At 63.3% G+C, this 16,994-nt stretch carries 22 protein-coding genes; 16 read left to right on the forward strand and 6 right to left on the reverse strand.

Annotated elements, in window-relative coordinates:
* The first annotated feature begins 25 nt into the window (after positions 1-25).
* Entirely contained in the window at positions 26-514 is a 489-nt protein-coding gene (locus ACWHYV_RS08865) for a PilZ domain-containing protein (RefSeq protein ID WP_447980275.1), read from the forward strand.
* Positions 515-657: 143 nt separating this feature from the next.
* Here the strand turns inward: ACWHYV_RS08865 and ACWHYV_RS08870 are convergent, their stop codons facing one another.
* A complete protein-coding gene (locus ACWHYV_RS08870) occupies positions 658-861 on the reverse strand; it encodes a helix-turn-helix domain-containing protein (protein WP_447980276.1) in 204 nt (67 codons plus the stop codon).
* A gap of 223 nt (positions 862-1,084) precedes the next feature.
* Between ACWHYV_RS08870 and ACWHYV_RS08875 the strand changes: the two genes are divergently transcribed.
* The 10 genes from ACWHYV_RS08875 (at position 1,085) to ACWHYV_RS08920 (ending at position 11,362) form a co-directional block, all read left to right on the forward strand.
* On the forward strand, positions 1,085-1,423 hold the full coding sequence (locus ACWHYV_RS08875; RefSeq protein ID WP_447980277.1) for a hypothetical protein: 339 nt from the start codon (positions 1,085-1,087) through the stop codon (positions 1,421-1,423).
* Positions 1,423-2,859, forward strand: coding sequence for a PAS domain S-box protein (locus tag ACWHYV_RS08880; RefSeq protein WP_447980278.1), 1,437 nt, complete (start codon positions 1,423-1,425; stop codon positions 2,857-2,859). Before ACWHYV_RS08875 ends, ACWHYV_RS08880 begins: the two co-directional genes overlap by 1 nt.
* Positions 2,856-3,542 (forward strand): response regulator, encoded by a 687-nt coding sequence (locus tag ACWHYV_RS08885; RefSeq protein WP_447980279.1) that lies wholly within the window; start codon positions 2,856-2,858, stop codon positions 3,540-3,542. The genes ACWHYV_RS08880 and ACWHYV_RS08885 overlap by 4 nt, the downstream gene beginning before the upstream one ends.
* A 325-nt stretch (positions 3,543-3,867) precedes the next feature.
* Positions 3,868-4,278 (forward strand): hypothetical protein, encoded by a 411-nt coding sequence (locus ACWHYV_RS08890; protein ID WP_447980280.1) that lies wholly within the window; start codon positions 3,868-3,870, stop codon positions 4,276-4,278.
* A gap of 65 nt (positions 4,279-4,343) precedes the next feature.
* Positions 4,344-7,295: a response regulator gene (locus tag ACWHYV_RS08895; protein WP_447980281.1), complete on the forward strand. Its 2,952-nt coding sequence runs from the start codon at positions 4,344-4,346 to the stop codon at positions 7,293-7,295.
* Between the two features lie 38 nt (positions 7,296-7,333).
* Positions 7,334-7,699 carry a PilZ domain-containing protein gene (locus ACWHYV_RS08900; protein ID WP_447980282.1) on the forward strand — a complete coding sequence of 122 codons (366 nt, stop codon included), beginning with the start codon at positions 7,334-7,336 and terminating at the stop codon, positions 7,697-7,699.
* Positions 7,699-8,070, forward strand: coding sequence for a response regulator (locus tag ACWHYV_RS08905; RefSeq protein ID WP_447980283.1), 372 nt, complete (start codon positions 7,699-7,701; stop codon positions 8,068-8,070). Before ACWHYV_RS08900 ends, ACWHYV_RS08905 begins: the two co-directional genes overlap by 1 nt.
* Entirely contained in the window at positions 8,067-9,137 is a 1,071-nt protein-coding gene (locus ACWHYV_RS08910) for a diguanylate cyclase domain-containing protein (RefSeq protein WP_447980284.1), read from the forward strand. Before ACWHYV_RS08905 ends, ACWHYV_RS08910 begins: the two co-directional genes overlap by 4 nt.
* Positions 9,138-9,155: 18 nt before the next feature.
* Positions 9,156-11,015, forward strand: a complete 1,860-nt coding sequence (locus ACWHYV_RS08915) for a putative bifunctional diguanylate cyclase/phosphodiesterase (protein ID WP_447980285.1) — start codon at positions 9,156-9,158, stop codon at positions 11,013-11,015.
* Positions 11,012-11,362 (forward strand): Hpt domain-containing protein, encoded by a 351-nt coding sequence (locus ACWHYV_RS08920; protein WP_447980286.1) that lies wholly within the window; start codon positions 11,012-11,014, stop codon positions 11,360-11,362. The genes ACWHYV_RS08915 and ACWHYV_RS08920 overlap by 4 nt, the downstream gene beginning before the upstream one ends.
* Before the next feature lie 147 nt (positions 11,363-11,509).
* On the opposite strand, the gene ACWHYV_RS08925 is transcribed toward ACWHYV_RS08920, so the two are convergent.
* Positions 11,510-11,671 carry a hypothetical protein gene (locus ACWHYV_RS08925; protein WP_447980287.1) on the reverse strand — a complete coding sequence of 54 codons (162 nt, stop codon included), beginning with the start codon at positions 11,669-11,671 and terminating at the stop codon, positions 11,510-11,512.
* Between the two features lie 209 nt (positions 11,672-11,880).
* On the opposite strand from ACWHYV_RS08925, the gene ACWHYV_RS08930 reads away from it, so the two are divergent.
* A complete protein-coding gene (locus ACWHYV_RS08930) occupies positions 11,881-12,168 on the forward strand; it encodes a hypothetical protein (protein ID WP_447980288.1) in 288 nt (95 codons plus the stop codon).
* A 12-nt stretch (positions 12,169-12,180) separates the two neighbouring features.
* Here the strand turns inward: ACWHYV_RS08930 and ACWHYV_RS08935 are convergent, their stop codons facing one another.
* Positions 12,181-13,170, reverse strand: a complete 990-nt coding sequence (locus tag ACWHYV_RS08935; protein ID WP_447980289.1) for a GGDEF domain-containing response regulator — start codon at positions 13,168-13,170, stop codon at positions 12,181-12,183.
* A gap of 122 nt (positions 13,171-13,292) precedes the next feature.
* Entirely contained in the window at positions 13,293-13,736 is a 444-nt protein-coding gene (locus ACWHYV_RS08940; protein WP_447980290.1) for a GatB/YqeY domain-containing protein, read from the reverse strand.
* A 131-nt stretch (positions 13,737-13,867) separates the two neighbouring features.
* On the opposite strand from ACWHYV_RS08940, the gene ACWHYV_RS08945 reads away from it, so the two are divergent.
* The 4 genes from ACWHYV_RS08945 to ACWHYV_RS08960 all read left to right on the forward strand — a co-directional run bounded on the left by ACWHYV_RS08945 (position 13,868) and on the right by ACWHYV_RS08960 (position 15,412).
* A complete protein-coding gene (locus ACWHYV_RS08945) occupies positions 13,868-14,065 on the forward strand; it encodes a hypothetical protein (RefSeq protein WP_447980291.1) in 198 nt (65 codons plus the stop codon).
* Positions 14,066-14,156: 91 nt separating this feature from the next.
* A complete protein-coding gene (locus tag ACWHYV_RS08950) occupies positions 14,157-14,807 on the forward strand; it encodes a hypothetical protein (protein ID WP_447980292.1) in 651 nt (216 codons plus the stop codon).
* Positions 14,808-14,819: 12 nt separating this feature from the next.
* Positions 14,820-15,098 carry an FmdB family zinc ribbon protein gene (locus tag ACWHYV_RS08955; protein ID WP_447980293.1) on the forward strand — a complete coding sequence of 93 codons (279 nt, stop codon included), beginning with the start codon at positions 14,820-14,822 and terminating at the stop codon, positions 15,096-15,098.
* 41 nt (positions 15,099-15,139) lie between these two features.
* On the forward strand, positions 15,140-15,412 hold the full coding sequence (locus ACWHYV_RS08960) for a hypothetical protein (protein WP_447980294.1): 273 nt from the start codon (positions 15,140-15,142) through the stop codon (positions 15,410-15,412).
* Between the two features lie 44 nt (positions 15,413-15,456).
* Here ACWHYV_RS08960 and ACWHYV_RS08965 read toward each other — a convergent pair whose 3' ends face one another.
* Positions 15,457-16,071 carry a glutathione peroxidase gene (locus ACWHYV_RS08965; RefSeq protein WP_447980295.1) on the reverse strand — a complete coding sequence of 205 codons (615 nt, stop codon included), beginning with the start codon at positions 16,069-16,071 and terminating at the stop codon, positions 15,457-15,459.
* Positions 16,072-16,084: 13 nt separating this feature from the next.
* Positions 16,085-16,981, reverse strand: a complete 897-nt coding sequence (htpX, locus tag ACWHYV_RS08970; RefSeq protein WP_447980296.1) for a protease HtpX — start codon at positions 16,979-16,981, stop codon at positions 16,085-16,087.
* Positions 16,982-16,994: the final 13 nt, after the last annotated feature.

Below are 16,994 nucleotides of genomic sequence, written 5' to 3' on the forward strand. Positions count from 1 at the left end.
CCGGCTTCAACCGAAGGATAGACCAATGACCCCGCGACCGACATGCCCCTCTTGCACCACGATCTATGTCAAGCGAGTGTCTCGGCGCTGGCCGATCGACCACGTCTTGTCCTGGGCCTTCATCTATCCGTTTCATTGCCAGCTCTGCGGCAAGCGGTTTCGGCAATTCCAATGGGGAGTCCATTACGTCTCGAAGCCGATCGACCGGCGCCTCTACCATCGCCTTCCCTTCAAATGCCGGGTTCTTCTCCGAGATCAGGGGAGTGAAATCGAGGGGTGGAGTACCGACATCTCGCTGGGCGGCTGTACGATCGAAACGGAAGCACGGTTACAGAGCGGCACGATCATCGGCCTGGCGTTGGACCTTCCCGAGCTGGGTCCAATCGAGATCCGCGCCGCGGCTGTGCGGAGCTGCCGACCGCCCAGCGCAGGCCTCGAGTTCCTCGAGATCGCTCCGGAAGGTCGGACACGGCTGAAGGCGCTGATGCTGCAACACTGGACGAACAAGAGCTGAATCCCCGCCGACTGCTCCCATCACCTCGGTGGCCGCCGTCGGCCCCCGGGCCCTCCCTGTTCGGTCTGTCTCTCTTCACCTCATCGGGTGCCTGGCGTCAGTGCCAGGGTCTGGGATGCGGTCGTTGCGTCGCGGATTGGGTCTCAGTCCACACTGCGCCCGTCCGGACGAGACCGGATCCACTTCTCGATGTCGTCGCGCACGAACCTCCAATGCTTGCCGACTTTTTGACCGGGAAGGAGGCCGCGCTTCGCCAGCTTGTAGACCGTCGAACGAGGGACACGGAGAAATTGAGCGACCTCGGTCACCGTCCAAATCGCTGGTTCGACATCGACCGACGAGTTCATGCGACCCTCACGGAGATTCGACGGCGGCGTACCGCACAAGAATAGCAGAGACACCCAGAGGCGCGAAGGGCAGGAAATAGGTACATTTGGCCCTGGTCGAAAAAAGATCAGTGCCCGATAATCACCAGCCGCCGTCCACATCGGAATGATGAGTGAACATGGCGGTCGCGTGTTGCGCTGGGGGAACGTAGGTCATGCGGGAGTGACCGGTGTCGCTTCGAGCGTGAATCTCAGTCTTGTCGTTGCTGCTTCCGCTGCTGTTTTTGTCGTCGACCTCGTGACGCCGCTCGGCTGGGGAATTGCCTCCCTTTACATCTTTCCCATTCTTCTGACCGTCAAGACGCCGTCTCGGCGCGCGTCGCTCGGCGTGACCGGGCTGTGCACCGCGTTTACGCTCGGCGGTTGGTACCGGCCTCCAGCAGCGGTCGTGCCCGAAGTCGTGGCGTTCAACCGGTTCATCGGGCTCACGACTCTGTGGACCGCGGCCTACGTGGTCTGCCGCCAAAAGGCGAGCAGGGACCTGATCGCGGCAAGCCGGAGTTCGGCGACGGGGAGAGGCTGATGTCGGCAACGCTCGCCCTCCTCCTCGTGGAGGATTCCGAGGACGATGCCCGCTTGACGGTTCGGGAGCTCGAACGCCGCGGATACCAAGTGCAATGGCTTCGGGTCGACTCTGCGGCCGCCATGCGGGAGGCGCTGGATCGCGAGTCGTGGGACGCCGTTCTGGCGGACTACAGCATGGCGCAATTCACCGCCTTGGATGCGTTGGCGGTGCTTCGTGCCAGCGGGAAGGACCTCCCGTTCATCGTCGTGTCGGAGGCCATCGGGGAGGATCTGGCGGCGGAGGCGATGCGGGCCGGGGCGCACGATTACGTGATGAAGGGGCGGCTGTCCCGGCTGGGGCCGGCCCTCGAGAGGGAGATTCGAGAGGCACGAGGCCGACAAGAGCGACGCCGCACCGAGGCTGCATGGCATGACAGCGAAACGCGCCTGCGTGCGATGATCGAAACCGCGCATGACGCGGTGGTGGGTATGGACGAGTGCGGGCGGATCACGGTTTGGAATCGACAAGCGGAGCGGATGTTCGGCTGGGCCCGGGACGAGGTGGTGGGGAAATTGGTGGCTGAAACGATTATCCCTCGGCAGTATCGGCATCTGCACACGGCCGGGCTCGATTGGTTTCTCGCGACCGGAACAGGGCCCATCTTCGACCGGCGTCTTCAACTCACCGCGTTGCGCCGAGACGGATCGGAGTTTCCGATCGAGCTGTCCTGCCATCCATTTACCGTCGCCGACACGCACGAATTCTGCGCCTTCGTCACCGACATCACCCACCGAAAGCTGGTCGAGGAGGAGTTGCGGGCGACCGACCTCGCGATGCGCGAGCTGCTCGAAGAACGGCAGCAGTTGAGCGAGAACCTGCACGATGGGATCGTCCAATCGTTGTATGCGGTCGGGCTCCTGCTGCATCAGTCACGACGCGTCCTCGCCAGCAGGCCTGACCAAACCGAGACGCTCATCAGCGAGACGATCGTCCACGTCAACGGCATGATCGAGGAGCTGCGGCGCTACATTCAAGGAGACCCCGGCCGGATCCGTGGCGTCGATTTCGTCGATAAAGTGAAACGGATGGGAGCGGCGCTGACGGCGGCCCAACCCGTGTCCTTGTTCTTCGATCTCGATGCGGATGCGGCCAGGCTCCTGACCGAACAGGAGGCGTACCATCTCTACTATCTGCTGCAGGAAGCGATCAGCAACAGCATTCGTCACTCCAAGGGACGGCACTGCCGCGTGCGGTTCCAGCGGGTGGGGCAGGAGGTATGGTTGGACGTGTCCGATGATGGGATCGGGTTCGAGCCGGACAGGATCGTCCGCGGTAAGGGCCTCTCGAATTTGGAGAGCCGAGCCAGACAGATCCACGCCGTGTTGACGGTCGAGGCGAAGCCCGGCGAAGGCACACGGATCTTGGTGAAGATCGTGAACAAGGGGTCCGCATGACTCCCCGCAAAGAGGTGACCGTGCTCTTGGTCGACGATCACCGCGTCGTTCGAGCCGGGCTGGCCATGCTGATCGGCGGTCGCCCGGGCTTTCGCGTGATCGGGGAAGCCAGTGATGTGCAGAGCGGGGTCGCCGAAGCGCTTCGACTCAAACCGGACGTGGTGCTGATGGATCTGCGCTTGCCGGACGGGACCGGGGTCGACGCCTGCCGTGCGATCAAGGCATGCGAACCCGGCATCCAGGTGCTCTTCCTCACCTCGACCGCCGACGAGGACTCCATGCTGGCGGCCGTTCTCGCCGGCGCCGCCGGGTTCGTCCTCAAGCAGGTGGATGAGGAGTTGCTCCTGGGCAGCATCGATCTGGTGGCGCGCGGGCAATCGATCATGGATTCCGCCATGATTCACGCCATCCAGGTCCGGCTCCATCGGGAGGCCCAGGCGCCCGTGCAGCCTGCTGGGGCCAAGGCGCTGTCGCTTCAGGAGCAGCGCGTCCTGCGGCTCGTCGCCGAGGGGAAAACGAACAAGGAGATCGCGTCGGAGTTGCAGCTCAGCGACCATACGGTTCGCAACTACCTGAGCCACATCTTTCAGAAGTTGAAGATATCCCGCCGCTCCCAGGCGGCGGTTCTGGCGAGCGATCTGATCGGACGATCCGAGCCCCCGCCCCGCGATCCTCGACGCTAGGAGGAGCGCCTGCCTATTGAGTCAGATGGCCGGCGCCTTCCGTGAGACGGGCGCGCCCAGGCCATCGTCTCCCGGGCCTCGATTCCGCAAAGGCTTCGCTATCTGGTCCCCAGGGCATGCCGGTCCTGGCTCCCCGCACCCGTAGCCGCCGCTCATGGCCTCGCGAATGCTCCTCCCACGATAGAAACATTCATCTCTAGCCCATAGAGTCAAAAAACAAGACGGGGCCAGTATGTGTGTCCTCTATTGAAATCAGAATCTTGTGACACGCTTATTGCAGCAAAGGACAGCAACGATCAGCAATGGAACAGCCGTAGGAGTCACCATGGCGCTGAGCCACGACGCCCCCGTCCCGCCGCCCTGTCTGCCACCCCCGGCGACCGGCGCGCGGTTCTCTTCTCATACGGTCCACCTCGACGCTGTGATTCGCCCGATCGGCTCGGACGGCGCCGAGCCTGGATGGGGAGTGGTTGCCATGCTGTCGCCTCGTGACTGTACCATCCGCGGCCACATTGCGCTTCCGCCGGGGACGCTAATCCACCTGTCGATTCCCGATGCGTGCGGAGGAGGTCCGATTGAGATCCAGAAGGCGGTGATCCGTTGGCGCTCACGCTCCGATGTCGGCGTCGGCTTCCTGATGATGAAAGCGGAGGATCAGGAGCGGCTGAGCGCCTTGATGCGACGGCTGGTCACGGCCGTTCTCGATGGGCGCGTCACGACCGGGTGCCCCACCTAGGCCCACCAAGCACTTCCATGCCTCTCCCGCAGGTGTACAGAAGGCTGCCGCTTCTCATCGGGACGATGGCTGCGGTGACCCTCGGTATGGCCCTCGGCATCCTTCACTATTTGGAAACTCGACTGATCGCCCAGAGCGGCCAGCGTCTGGCGCAAAGCGCGTCCGATCTTGCACGGACCATCGAGTGGGTGCTGGATCAACGCTATGGTGACATGGCGCTGCTGCAGCAGGAGCCCATCTTCCAATCTCAGGACACCGCGGCCGCCACCCGCCGGTTGAAGGCCGTCCAACAGGTCTATCCGATGTACGTGTGGTTGGGCCTGACCGACCGCACCGGCCGGGTGGTGGCGGCCACCGATCCCGCGACCGTCGGCAACCGTGTGACGCCCGCCCTCCTGGAAGCCGGCCGGCGAGAGGAGAGCATTCGCGTCGGAGACGTGGCGGTCTTCGGCGAAGCCGGCGGCCTCGAAGCCCTGCCCTACACGGCGCCGTTGTTCGACCGGGCGCAGCGGTTCAACGGGGTCATCCTTGCGCTTGTCGGGGCCGACCTCATCGAGGAATTTGCGGGTCGAAGTCTTCAGACGCTTTCGGGAGAGCGGAGCGACGAACCGGGTGTCGAGTATCAGGTGCTGAATGAAGCCGGCTATGCCTTCATCGACAGCGACCTCCGCCACAAGGGCCTGGTCAATTTGAAGGACCTCCAGCTTCCATCGGCCTTGGCGAGTGAAGCCGGCCTTCCGGGGTTCGTCATGGAGCAGCATCTGCGGAGACACGTGCCGGTGGTCACCGGCTACGCCACGACGTCCCACGTCGGCGGTTCCCCACAGCCCCGGTGGACGGTCCTGGTGCGGATGGACAGGATGCAGGTGCTTGCCCCCATCCATGGCGTGCTCGAACGCGTCGTTCTCGGTGGGCTGGTCGTCTACGGTCCACTGCTGATCCTGCTCGTGTGGACGGCCTCTCGTGTGCGGCGTGAGTGGAACAAGGTCCAAATGGATCGGACCCGTGCGCTGAGGGCCGAGGAGGAAAAACGGTTCTTGGCCCAGGACCGTTTGATGATCCTCGACTCGGCCAGCGAGGGGATCTACGGCGTCAATCTGAAGGGCGAATGCACGTTCATCAATAGATCGGGGGCGCGCCTCTTGGGGTACGAGCCGGAGGAGCTCGTAGGGCGGGCCATTCATCCGCTGATTCATCACACGCGCACCGACGGACGCCCGTATCCGTTCGACGAGTGCCCCATCTTCCGCACCTTGCAGACACGGAACGGATGTCGGAACGAGGACGACCTCCTCTGGCGGAAGGACGGGTCCTCGTTTCCGGTCGCGTATCATGCCCAACCGATCGTCGACAAGGGAGCGCTTCGCGGCGTGGTGGTCAGCTTCACGAGCACCGTCGAGCGCAAGCAGTACGAGGCGCAGCTGAAGCAGGCCAAGGAGAAGGCGGAAGCGGCGAGCCGTGCCAAATCACAGTTCCTCGCCAACATGAGCCACGAGATCCGGACGCCGCTCAACGCGATCCTCGGGATGACGGATCTCCTGGCGGACAGCGAACTGACGGACGAGCAGCAGCAGTACCTGCGGACGTGCAAGCGGGCAGGGGAGGCTTTGCTGAAACTCATCAGCGAGATCCTTGATCTATCCAAGGTCGAAGCCGGGCAGATGACGTTGGAGTCGATTGCGTTCGACCTGCCGGCCCTCGTGCGCGGCACGGCTCAGATGTTGTCCCCACGGGCTCGGGAAAAAGGGCTCGAGCTCACCTGTACCGTGTCGCCGGAGCTGCCCCCGATCGTGATCGGGGATCCGCATCGTTTGCGCCAAGTGCTGATGAACTTGATCGGGAACGCGATCAAATTCACCGAGGCCGGCTCGGTCGGCGTGAGTGTGGAACGGAGTCGGGGGCATCGGGAGCTCATCGAGTTCGCCGTGGCGGATACGGGGATCGGCATTCCCGAAGAGAAGCACGCCGAAATTTTCGAAAGCTTCAAGCAGGCCGACTCCTCCACGACGCGCCAGTATGGGGGAACCGGCTTGGGGTTGGCGATCGTCAAGCGCCTCATCGATCTCATGGGCGGCGAGATCCGGCTCCACAGCACGCCGGGGCAGGGCAGCGAGTTTCGCTTCACGGCCAAGTTCGAAGTTCCGAAGACCCGCGCGCAGGACGCGATGAGCCATCCTGACGGTCTCCGGGGTCTCAGAATTCTTTTGGTCACCGGCACCACCTCGCTGCGCGTGACGCTTCGGGAGATGCTGATGGCCTGGGGGGCCGTGGTGATCGAGGTGTTGAACGCCGAGCAAGCCATTTCCGCGGTGATGTACGGCGAGGCTCCCTATCACGTCATCCTGGTCGACGTCGTCCTGCCCGGAGGAGGCGGCTTCCAGTTGGCGCAGACGATGGCGCAGGAGTTGGGACTTGGCCGGCGCCTCGTCATGATGCTCAATGCGATGGGGCGAAGTGAGGATATCGAGCGGTGCGCGAAGCTGCAGATCGGCGGGTTCGTGACGAAGCCGCCCAAGCAGGCCGATCTCGAGGACGTGTTGAACGCGGTGGGGCGACGCCAGGAGGCGGCCGCTGAGCCCGAAGGACGGCATGAGCTGCGGATCCTCTTGGCCGAGGATTCGGAGGACAACCGCGCGCTCGTCACCGCGTATCTGAAAGGAACGCCCTACCGGTTGATCATCGCGGAAAACGGCGCCCATGCGGTGGAGAAGGCCTGCAGCGGCCAGTGCGACCTGGTCCTGATGGACCTTCAAATGCCCGTCATGGACGGCTACACGGCCATCAGGAAGATCCGGCATTGGGAGGCGCAAGCAGGCCGTCGCCCGATGCCGATCCTTGCGCTGACCGCTCATGCCATGCCGGCGGATGCCGACAAGAGTCTGGCCGCCGGAGCGACGGCCCATTTGACCAAGCCGGTGCGGAAAGGCGTGCTGCTCGCCGCCGTCGAGGAGTATGGGCGGTCGGCCGGCGGCCAGACCGTGCCGGCCCCGACCGGCGATCGCGTGTCCACGAGCTGAAGGGCACGGTGAGCCCGAGCCACACAGGGAGACTGGAGATGGAATCCTCGCATGATCCTGGGACCACTGACAACGCGCTCTCTGAGCGCGCCGTCGTCATTCGGAAATATCCGCGCTACGGCGTGCAACTTCCGATTTCATTCTCGGTCGGGAACGTCGAAGGCGACGGCACGATCTCGAACCTTTCGTTGGGCGGGTGCCGGTTCGAAAGCGACATCGAGCTGGCGCGAGGTGATTATGCGCGATTGCGGATCTATATCGCGATGATCGAACCGCCGGTCATCGTGGAGAGTGCGGCGGTGCGATGGGCGTCGGGCAAGGATTGCGGGGTCGAGTTTCTTGCCATCGCCCCGGGCGAGAAGGAGCGCTTGCGTCGGTTTTTGGACTCCCAAGGAGGGTGGTGATGCCACGACCGAGAATCCTGATCATCGACGACGATCTCGACACCGTCGCCCTGCTCAAGAGCAGTCTGGTGCGGGAGGGCTTCGAGATTCAGGCGGCGCCCGATCCGCGCACCGGCTGCGACATGGTGGATGCGCTCCGACCGAATCTCGTCATCGCCGACCTGCTCTTCCCGGGCTCCGACGGACACGTGATCCTGGAGCATCTCAAATCGCACCCCGACATTCCGGTCATCGTCTTGTCGGCGGCGATCACGGAATCGCAGGGCGCCGAGCCGGGGGCCGCTCACCACATCATGTACGTTCGAAAGCCGATTCGCCTGGCTGATGTCCATCAACTGGTGAAGCAAACGGTGGCGGCAAGCCGGCCATGACGCCCGCCGTGCTCGTTCGTCTGATGTTGGTGCTGTTGCAGTCGCTCCTGCTCCTCGTCGTGGTGCAGGCCGCTCCCCTCTTGCCCTCCGGTCAGGAGAGGCTTCTGGCCCTGATCGCTCTCGTCACGCTCATCGCTGCGGTCGGCACCGCTCCCGTGCGCCTGCTGCAGTCCCCGGCCTTGCTGACCGCCCTCGTCCTGATCGATACGGCGATCGCGGCGCTGTCCGCTCACCGCCACGCGGCGCTCGAGCTCACAGGGCTCGCATACCTGGTCCCCGTCCTCGTCGCCGGCGTTGGACTCCGCGCCGGCCCGGCCGTCGGGTGTGCCGTCGTCGTGGCAGCCGCCTTCGGTCTCTTCGAATGGCGGCACGCGGGGCTGGAGGCGCAGTGGCCGGTGATTCCCGTCCTGATCGCCACCGCCTTGGTGTTCGTGGGCAAGACTCGGGTCAACGAGACCGAGCTCAAGCGTCTAGCCGAAGCCAGTGAAAAAGAGCGCCACGAGAGCATGTGCGATACGCTCACTGGCCTCCCCAACCGGGCTCAGTTCATCGAACGGGTGTGGCGGTCGGTGAAATGGGCCAAGCAGAACGAAGAATTTCTCTTCGCCGTACTGTTCGTGGATCTGGACGGATTCAAACCGATCAACGACAAGCTCGGACACAAGGCGGGGGATGCCGTTCTGATCGAGACCGCGAAACGGCTGCAGTCATGCCTGCGCCGCGGCGACATCGTGGCGCGGTACGGCGGCGATGAGTTCACGTTGTTGGTCAACCACATCACCAGCCGCGCGGACGTGGTCAGAATCGCCGAACGCATTTTGGCCAAGGTGAAGGAGCCGATTCTCGTGGGGCAGCGCGTCCACGTCGGCGCCAGCATCGGGATTGCGGTCAGCACGAATCTCCATGAGCGGCCCGAGGACCTCATCCGCGATGCCGATCTGGCCATGTACCGTGCGAAGGCCAAGGGAAAGGGGCAGTACGAAGTCAGCTGCCAATTGCGCGATGCGGCCGGGATACCGCGCGGAAGCCGCCGGGATGAGCCGGAAAACGCCCTTCGTCAGGGCTGATGCACGATGGAGAGGGCCATGAAAGCCGAGCCGAACCGTGTGCTGCCGGGTGACACGCAGGACGCCGCAAAGGGAGCGTGGATGGTCCGGTCCAACTTCCTGCAGTTGCAGGCGCTCGTGAGCATCGTCCTGGCCTATCAACTCCTCCTCTCGCCGACATCGAAGCCTTCACACGATTTCGAGCTGCTCATCATCCTCGGGCTCATGTCCGCCTGCGGCCTCATCATGGTCATCCCGTTGCGCTTGCTCACGACGGAATGGTTCCCGGGAGCGCTCGCGGTCTTCGACACCGCGGTCACCACGACCATGATGTACGGGTCGGGAACGGCCGGATCGGACCTCTATCTCGCCTTCTTCGTGATCATCCTCATCGTCACCGCCACGCGCACGGCCCTGACGATGACGATCTTCTTGGCGCTCGTGACCGTTATCTACGGGTTCGTGCTCTATCAGGAGGTCAAGGCGACCGGACAGGTGCTCGAGCACCACCTCATCCGCATTCCCTTTCTCCTGATCATGGCGATCTTCTATCGCCGCACCGCCGAGACCGCGCGCATGCTGACCTATTACGACCAGTTGACGGGGTTGCCGAACCGCCGCCACTTCGTGCGCTTGGCGGCCCAGCACCTGCGTTCACGCCTCGCGGGCGCCCGCGCGAGCGCGATCCTGGCGGTGGATCTGGACGGGTTCAAGCGGATCAACGAGACGCTGGGCCATGTGATGGGGGATCAATTGCTGAAAGCGGCCGCGCTCAGATTGAAGGAATCCTTGCGCGCCAGCGACACCATCGCACGGTTCGGGGCGGATGAGTTCGTCATCCTGCTGCAGAAGGTCGGCTCCGCCGAGACGGCGGGGCGTTTGGCGGAGCGGCTGTTGACGACCCTCCGGCGTCCGTTCCTCATCGGGGGGCATGAGGTCTTCGTGACGGCCAGCATCGGGATCGCGCTGACCGAACCGGACGCCGCCGATCCCGGGAATTTGCTCAAGCACGCCGATGCGGCCATGTACCGTGCGAAAGAGCGCGGGAAGAATACCTACGAGTTCTACTCGCCGGAGTTGAACGATCGCGCCTATCAGCGGCTGGTTCTGGAGTCTCGGCTGCACAAGGCCATCGAGCGGGGCGAGATCGTGGTCCACTATCAGCCGCAGATCAACTTTGTGACGAACGAGATCATCGGCGTGGAAGCCTTGGCGCGCTGGAAGGACCCGGAAGCCGGTCTCATCCCGCCGGGAGACTTCATCCCGCTCGCCGAAGAAACGGGCCTGATCGTCGAGATCGGCACGAACGTGCTGCGGCAAGCATGCGTGCAACTCAGCGCCTGGCATGATGCCGGATTCGTCCCGCTGCGGTTGGCCGTGAACATTTCAGCCAAGCAGTTCAGGGACGCGCACCTGGTCGCGAAAGTGTCCCACGTGCTCAAGGAGACGAAGGTCGCCGCGCAGAACCTCGAAATAGAGTTGACGGAAACGAGCATCATGCACGATGCGGAAGTCGCGCTGAAAACCTTGCAGGAGTTGAAGACGATGGGCGCGCAGTTGTCGATCGACGATTTCGGCACCGGCTACTCGTCGTTGGTGTATCTCCGCCGGTTCCCGATCGATACGCTCAAGATCGACCGCGCGTTCACGCATGATTTGAGCGCCAGTCCCGACGCCCAAGCGATCGTGCATGCCATCATCGCCATGGCGCAATCGCTGAAGCTCCGCGTGATCGCCGAAGGCATCGAAACGCAGGAGCAAATGGATCTGTTGCAGCGTTACGGGTGTCACTGCGGGCAAGGCTTTGCCTTCAGCCGTCCATTGCCCGCCGAGGAGGTCACCGCCTTCCTGCAGCAGTGGTCGGCGGCTCCGCGGGGGGAGATCGGAGCGGTGCGATGACGGGCAGGCCCCTCAGCGCTCCGAACGTCCCCGCGCTCGCGCCGGACCCCGAGATTGCCGAGCTGATTCCCGAGTACGTCCGTCGGCGTCGAGACGAGCTGCCGGTATTACGCCGGGCCATCGATGCACGCGACTGGTCCACCGTCCGCCTGATCGGACACCGCTCCGCCGGCCACGGAGTCTCTTTCGGCTTCGATGAAATCAGCCGAATTGGCCGTGCCCTGGAGCGGGCGGCCCTGGAAGGTCGAGCAGAGGAGGCCCTCCGCCTCGTGGACGAGTTGGAAGGATATGTCCGGAGCGTTCAAGACGACGATCGGCCGCGCGTGGGCATGAACCCCTTCGGCTGATTCGTCCGCTCCATCGGCCGAGCGGACGCTGAACCCTCGAAGCTTCCCCCGAATCATGCGCCTCGATGCAGTCCCGCGACGCTTCACGGCATAGGGGGTCGTTGCCGGAACCCGCCGGGTCTTGGAAGCAGTGCTCGGTTGTCTGCGTCAGCGGATCGGGTCACCACTGCTCGGTTCCGTGGGAGTGTAGATTCGCACGTGATAGTGCTCCAGCAGAAAAGCGCGGGCCTGTTGATCGCCCCGTCTCGCGCGGGCCAGCAGGTCTCGTCGGGTTTCGAGCTCTTCCTGATCTTCGATCGGCATGAACATGCGTGCTCCTCCTTGGAGATGTCGAGCGCGGGTGGATGAGTCAAACGGCCGGTGATCCTACGGAACCGCAGCGGCTGGATGCAAGTGGGGTTTCTACGAATGCCGTGCTCCGCCGCCTTCTGCTTCCGGCTGACGGTCGGGGAGCCCCCCATCCGACAGCGGATACAACGCGGCGGCATGGTAGGCTGCGTGGAAGAGGAGAGGAAACGATGCCACCCAAGACACGCAGCGGCAAATCAGCGTCGGGCGGTACGCGCCGGCAAGAGTCCGGCCGCGGACTGTCGACGACGGATGCACCGACTTTCCGGATGCGGACGACCGAGGGCATGCCGATGGGCGTCGACGTGTCGACCGAGATCACGGGCAACCCGAGCGCCACGCCGAACGCCGATGCCGGTGGGCCGAGCTCGACCGAGAACATCGGCGACCATCGATCGAGGAGCACAGAGCCGGAGAAGGGGCGACCAGGACGCCGGCCGGCAAGGGAGGAGCGGTAGGAACGACGGCCGTCAGAGGGGCTTGTCGGCGCCCACCGGCTGTTCCACGGGGTCGACGGCCCGTGCACAGTTCCGCCCTTCGTGCTTGGCCTGATACAGCGCACGGTCGGCGGCCACGGTGAGACTCGACGGCTGAAGGTGGCGGTCTGGGCTGCAGGAGGCGACGCCGAGGCTGATCGTAATGCCGATGGCCAGCGCCTCGACCTTCGCGCGAAGGGTTTCGGCGACCTGAAGCGCCCCGTCCTTTGACGTGCCCGGCAATGCCACGACGAATTCGTCTCCCCCATAGCGCGCCAGCAGGTCGCCGGGGCGGTGTAGCGCGCCGCGAACCGTCTGGACGACTTGGCGCAAACATTCGTCGCCCGCCAAGTGCCCGTACGTGTCGTTGTAGGCCTTGAAAAAGTCGATATCGAAGAAGATCAGTGAGAAGGGGAGTGCATCCCGCGTCGCACGCCGCCACTCTTGATCGAAGAATTCGTCGAACCGCCGGCGATTCGCCACCTCGGTCAAGCCGTCGAGGCTGGAGAGCTGTCGGAGACGCTCGTTGGCATCTTCGAGCCGCTGCATGACCTGGAGGAGCTCTTGCTCGCGCGCCTTTCGCCGACTGATCTCCTGGGCCAGCCGCAAGACCGACCGGACGCGTGCCAACAGCTCCACTTTGATCAACGGCTTACGGATGTAGTCGATGGCACCTTCGGCAAAGGCCAACTGGAGATCGACGGGATCCGTCTGCACCGTCACGATGATGATGGGGATGTCGCGGAGCCGTTCGATCGATTTGATACGGCGGCAGACTTGAATGCCGTTGGTTGCAGGCATGAGGACATCCAGCAGGATCAGGTCGATTTTGGGGGTGACCTGTGTCGGATCTTTGACTCCCAGGATCTGGTACGCGCTGTCGGCGGATTCGGCGGTCAGGACGTCCCGATATCCGGCGCCCTCCAGCATCGCCTTCAAGAGTTGGGTGTCGTCACGGGAGTCATCCACGATCAGAATGCTCATGCTCTTCGCGCCTCGATGTCCGGATAGGAGAAAGAATTCGTGTCAAAAAGATAGCAGTGGCAGGGGGTTCGGTCAAATCCCGCCGGAGAGTGGAGAGAGAAGAGCCTGGCGGAAAGAGTAGGCTAGAGTTTGGAACGAACGAGGTCGCTGAGCTGTTTGCCGTCGACGTGCTGGCCGGTCAGCCTGGCCAAGGCGGCCTTCATCACCGTGCCCATGTCCTTCGGGCCCTTGGCGCCTGTCTCCCGAATCACGGCATCGACGAGCTCTTCCAGCTCTTGCGGCGACGGGGCCTTGGGCAGATATTGCTCGATGATCTCGATTTCCCGTAATTCCTTTCCGGCCAGGTCCGCCCGGTTGGCTTTTTGATACTGTTCGACCGCTTCACGCCGTTGCTTGACCAGCGTCGACATGACCCGGCTCATCTCTGCGTCGTCCAGCTCTTTCTTGAGCTCGATTTCCTTGTTGAGAATCGCGGCCTTGACCATCCGGATCACGTCCATCCGGAGCTGGTCTTTGCTTTTCATGGCCTGTTTGAGGTCGTCCTCGAGACGATCGCGCAACGACATGGGTGGCTCCTTGTGAGCGAGCATAGTCGTCTGTACATGGCCAGTCAAGGAGCGGCGAGCCAGGATCTTCTTGTAGTCTTTCCCCAACCGGTGCAGTAAGATACGCATAGATGTCGCGCCAGGAGGTGCTGATGAGAAAGCTGACGGCATGGCTCGTGGGCCACGCGATCCTGTTCACCTCATTGTCGCTCACGGCGTGTGGCTCAAGCTCCAAGCCGGCGACGCCGCCCCCGCCATCGCAGACGCGATCCGACTCCGACCGGTTCTTCGAGAAAATGAAGCAGGAGGAGCGGGAACGCGGGAGATCGTCGGATCCCTCCACCCGGTGAAGCCCGGCCTTGCCTCGGCAGTTGCGCCCTCCTGCTCGCTCGAGTGACGTGGAGTAAAGAGTTGCTGTTGAATCGAACGCAGAGGTGCGTTATGAATCGCATGATCGGACAGAGCCGAGTCGGGCGGAAGATGTCGGCCGTGCTCGCCGTTCTCCTGCTGTCGCAACTCGCGGTTGGTGCAGCCCAGGCCAGAGATCTTCTGCCTCCCAAGGAACAACAGGAAACCGAGTTCGGAGAAACGCGTGCGCCGTCGTTCGACGAGCAGCGGCGGGGCGTGCCGCAGTCGATTTTCATCTCGATTCAGATGGCCCGCGGTTATGAAGTCGAATGGGACAGCTTTGGCCGTCAGGGTTGGTACACGCAGGATCCGAGAATCAAGCCCGTCGACCCCGGCACCTCGGTGTTCACGCCGGACACCCCGGCCATCTACGTGGTGTTCGAGGTGGCCCCGCTCGAGGATCCTGCGCAGTTTTCGGCTCAGTGGTTCCTCGAGGATGCGAGCGGAAAGACCTCCGACAAACCGGTCGGCCGCGATGTGCTCGAGGTGCCCGGCCATAGCCGATGGGGGTTCCTGGAGTTGAAGAGCCCGCCGGGCGGGTGGCCCAAGGGACAATATTTGGTCAAGTTGTACGTCACGCCGCAAGGCCAACAGCCGTTCCATGCCGTGAACCAGGTGGGGACGATGCGCTTCAAGATCGTCGACCAGCCGCCGGTTGCCGGTGCCACGGCGCCATCGCCATGAGTCGGTGCGATCATGCCGATCTATGAGTACATGGCGGAGCGGTGTTTGCGCGACCCCGCCTGTAACCGGCGCAAGGAGTACCTCCAATCGCTCCGTGACGCACCGCTGACCCTCTGCCCGGACTGCGGCGCCGGTCTTCGCCGGGTGATGTCCGCGTTTGCCGCCAGATCCGGCGAATTCGGCGTCTCCACGCCGGATCCCACACCGTTGAACATCACCAACATCCCCGCACCCAGGGACATGCCGGCAGGCGAAGGCGGCTGCAGCGGGGGGCACAGCCATGATCCGTGACCAGGAAGTTGTGTGACGCCACGACTCGAGGGAAGGAAGGCATGAAGGAAACCGATCCGGAAAAGCTCGCGCTGCTCTACGAACGATTCCGAGACGTCTGCTTGGTGGAAAAGGAAGTGTGGTACGAAATCTTCATGCCGCGGGACCAAGGCAAAGGTCTCGTCCTCACGCGCCTGCAGGATCGATACGAGGTCGTGATCGATGACAAAGAAGTGGAGGCGACGCTCGAAGCCAATATCCCGCTGGGCGCCAAAGCCCTGGACGCGGCCATCAGGGAGTACCGCGATCACATCAGCTTCATCAAGAAGACGTGACGGCGCCTTCCGGTCTTGCCGCTCGGGATCACCGACCCTTCACGTTAGGGTAGGGTGAGCGTCCGTTCGATGTCCCGGACGATCTCGTCGGCCAGGGGCTTCATCCGGTGGGGATAGCGACCGACGATTTCTCCACGCCGATCGACGAGGTACTTCTGGAAGTTCCATTCCACTTCACCCGGGAACGGACTCTGCTCGGTGAGATAGCGATAGAGCGGGTGCTTGTCGGGTCCTTTCACGCTGATCTTGCTGAACAGCGGGAACGTCAGGCTGTACTTGGTGTAGCAGAAACTCTTGATCTCTTCATTCGTCCCCGGTTCCTGCTGTCCGAAGTTGTTGGCAGGGAACGCGAGGATTTCGAGCCCCGCCTCGTGGTACCGCTCGTAGAGGCTCTGGAGGTCGGCATACTGCGGCGTGTTCCCGCAAAAACTTGCGGTGTTGACGAGCAAGAGGGCCTTGCCGCGGAACTGGCTCAGTGAGACCGGCTTACCGTCGATATCATCCAGCGTGAACTCATAAATGCGGCTCGAAGGCATCAGGTCCCCCCTCGGCAGCCTCCCGCTTCCGGCGAACACGGGGTCGGCGAACAAGACGTAGCCGGGTGAACACCCGGCGACGAGCAGGACGGCGAGCCAAAACGCGCCCCCGGTTCTTCTCACGACTCCCCTTCCCCTAAAACGGCAAGCGCTGGAGCGCCGCCACCCGCTCTTCCACCGTCGGGTGCGAGGCGAACAGACGCATCACCCCGCTGGTCTTTCCCGAGATCTTGAACGTGACCAGCGGATCCTGGGTGCTGTACTCGGGCTGAGCCCGGTCCACCCAACGCTGGATTGCCCGGAGCGCGGAGATCATCGCATCCTTGCCGTAGACTTTTGCCGAGAAGGCGTCCGCTCCGAACTCCCGCCGGCGGGAATGCCACATGATCGGGATCATCGCGAGGAAGCCCAGGACGATCTGGAGCACGATCGAGAGCGCGAAGCCGAGCATCGCCTGGTCTCGCTCCGCGAAGATCCGGCGGATCCACATGGCAATGAAGTAGACGAAGGTGTTCATCAATCCGGCCAGTACGGTGGTCGTGAACATGTCGCCGTTGTACACGTGGCCCATCTCGTGGGCCAAGACGGCGCGGACTTCCTGCTCGTTGAGGTTGTTCAGCAGCCCGGTCGAGACCGCCACCATCGAGTTGTTCTTGCTCGGCCCGGTCGCGAACGCGTTGGGGTCCGGCGACTCATAGACCCAGACTTCGGGCATGCGAATATGGAGACGCTGGGCGATCTCCTGAACGGCGCCGTAGATCACCTGCTCGGCGTGGGTTCGCGGCTGCGTGATCGGATAGCAATCGAGCATCGCCCGGGCCATCTGCTTGGACATCGCCAAGCTGATAAAGGCGCCGCCGAACCCGATGACCAGGGCCCACAGCAGATCCTGCTGGTGAACGGCCCCACGCAGGTCGATCCCGAAGGCCGGCAGGATGAATTCGGTGAGGACCGTGAACGTGATCGACAAGGCGACGAAGATGAGGACGTTTGCGATGAGCAGCAACGCGATCCCCTTCAGCGATTTCAACATGGCATCTCCTTTT

The organism is Candidatus Nitrospira bockiana, from assembly GCF_965152565.1.

Coding starts and splice junctions, on each gene's coding strand:
- ACWHYV_RS08920 (WP_447980286.1), top strand. CDS start 11,012: ATGACGGGCAGGCCCCTCAGCGCTCCGAACGTCCCCGCGCTCGCGCCG.
- ACWHYV_RS08960 (WP_447980294.1), top strand. CDS start 15,140: ATGAAGGAAACCGATCCGGAAAAGCTCGCGCTGCTCTACGAACGATTC.
- htpX (WP_447980296.1), bottom strand. CDS start 16,981: ATGTTGAAATCGCTGAAGGGGATCGCGTTGCTGCTCATCGCAAACGTC.
- ACWHYV_RS08945 (WP_447980291.1), top strand. CDS start 13,868: ATGAGAAAGCTGACGGCATGGCTCGTGGGCCACGCGATCCTGTTCACC.
- ACWHYV_RS08950 (WP_447980292.1), top strand. CDS start 14,157: ATGAATCGCATGATCGGACAGAGCCGAGTCGGGCGGAAGATGTCGGCC.
- ACWHYV_RS08905 (WP_447980283.1), top strand. CDS start 7,699: ATGCCACGACCGAGAATCCTGATCATCGACGACGATCTCGACACCGTC.
- ACWHYV_RS08895 (WP_447980281.1), top strand. CDS start 4,344: ATGGCTGCGGTGACCCTCGGTATGGCCCTCGGCATCCTTCACTATTTG.
- ACWHYV_RS08910 (WP_447980284.1), top strand. CDS start 8,067: ATGACGCCCGCCGTGCTCGTTCGTCTGATGTTGGTGCTGTTGCAGTCG.
- ACWHYV_RS08940 (WP_447980290.1), bottom strand. CDS start 13,736: ATGTCGTTGCGCGATCGTCTCGAGGACGACCTCAAACAGGCCATGAAA.
- ACWHYV_RS08955 (WP_447980293.1), top strand. CDS start 14,820: ATGCCGATCTATGAGTACATGGCGGAGCGGTGTTTGCGCGACCCCGCC.
- ACWHYV_RS08930 (WP_447980288.1), top strand. CDS start 11,881: ATGCCACCCAAGACACGCAGCGGCAAATCAGCGTCGGGCGGTACGCGC.
- ACWHYV_RS08890 (WP_447980280.1), top strand. CDS start 3,868: ATGGCGCTGAGCCACGACGCCCCCGTCCCGCCGCCCTGTCTGCCACCC.
- ACWHYV_RS08935 (WP_447980289.1), bottom strand. CDS start 13,170: ATGAGCATTCTGATCGTGGATGACTCCCGTGACGACACCCAACTCTTG.
- ACWHYV_RS08880 (WP_447980278.1), top strand. CDS start 1,423: ATGTCGGCAACGCTCGCCCTCCTCCTCGTGGAGGATTCCGAGGACGAT.
- ACWHYV_RS08870 (WP_447980276.1), bottom strand. CDS start 861: ATGAACTCGTCGGTCGATGTCGAACCAGCGATTTGGACGGTGACCGAG.
- ACWHYV_RS08915 (WP_447980285.1), top strand. CDS start 9,156: ATGAAAGCCGAGCCGAACCGTGTGCTGCCGGGTGACACGCAGGACGCC.
- ACWHYV_RS08925 (WP_447980287.1), bottom strand. CDS start 11,671: ATGTTCATGCCGATCGAAGATCAGGAAGAGCTCGAAACCCGACGAGAC.
- ACWHYV_RS08885 (WP_447980279.1), top strand. CDS start 2,856: ATGACTCCCCGCAAAGAGGTGACCGTGCTCTTGGTCGACGATCACCGC.
- ACWHYV_RS08900 (WP_447980282.1), top strand. CDS start 7,334: ATGGAATCCTCGCATGATCCTGGGACCACTGACAACGCGCTCTCTGAG.
- ACWHYV_RS08865 (WP_447980275.1), top strand. CDS start 26: ATGACCCCGCGACCGACATGCCCCTCTTGCACCACGATCTATGTCAAG.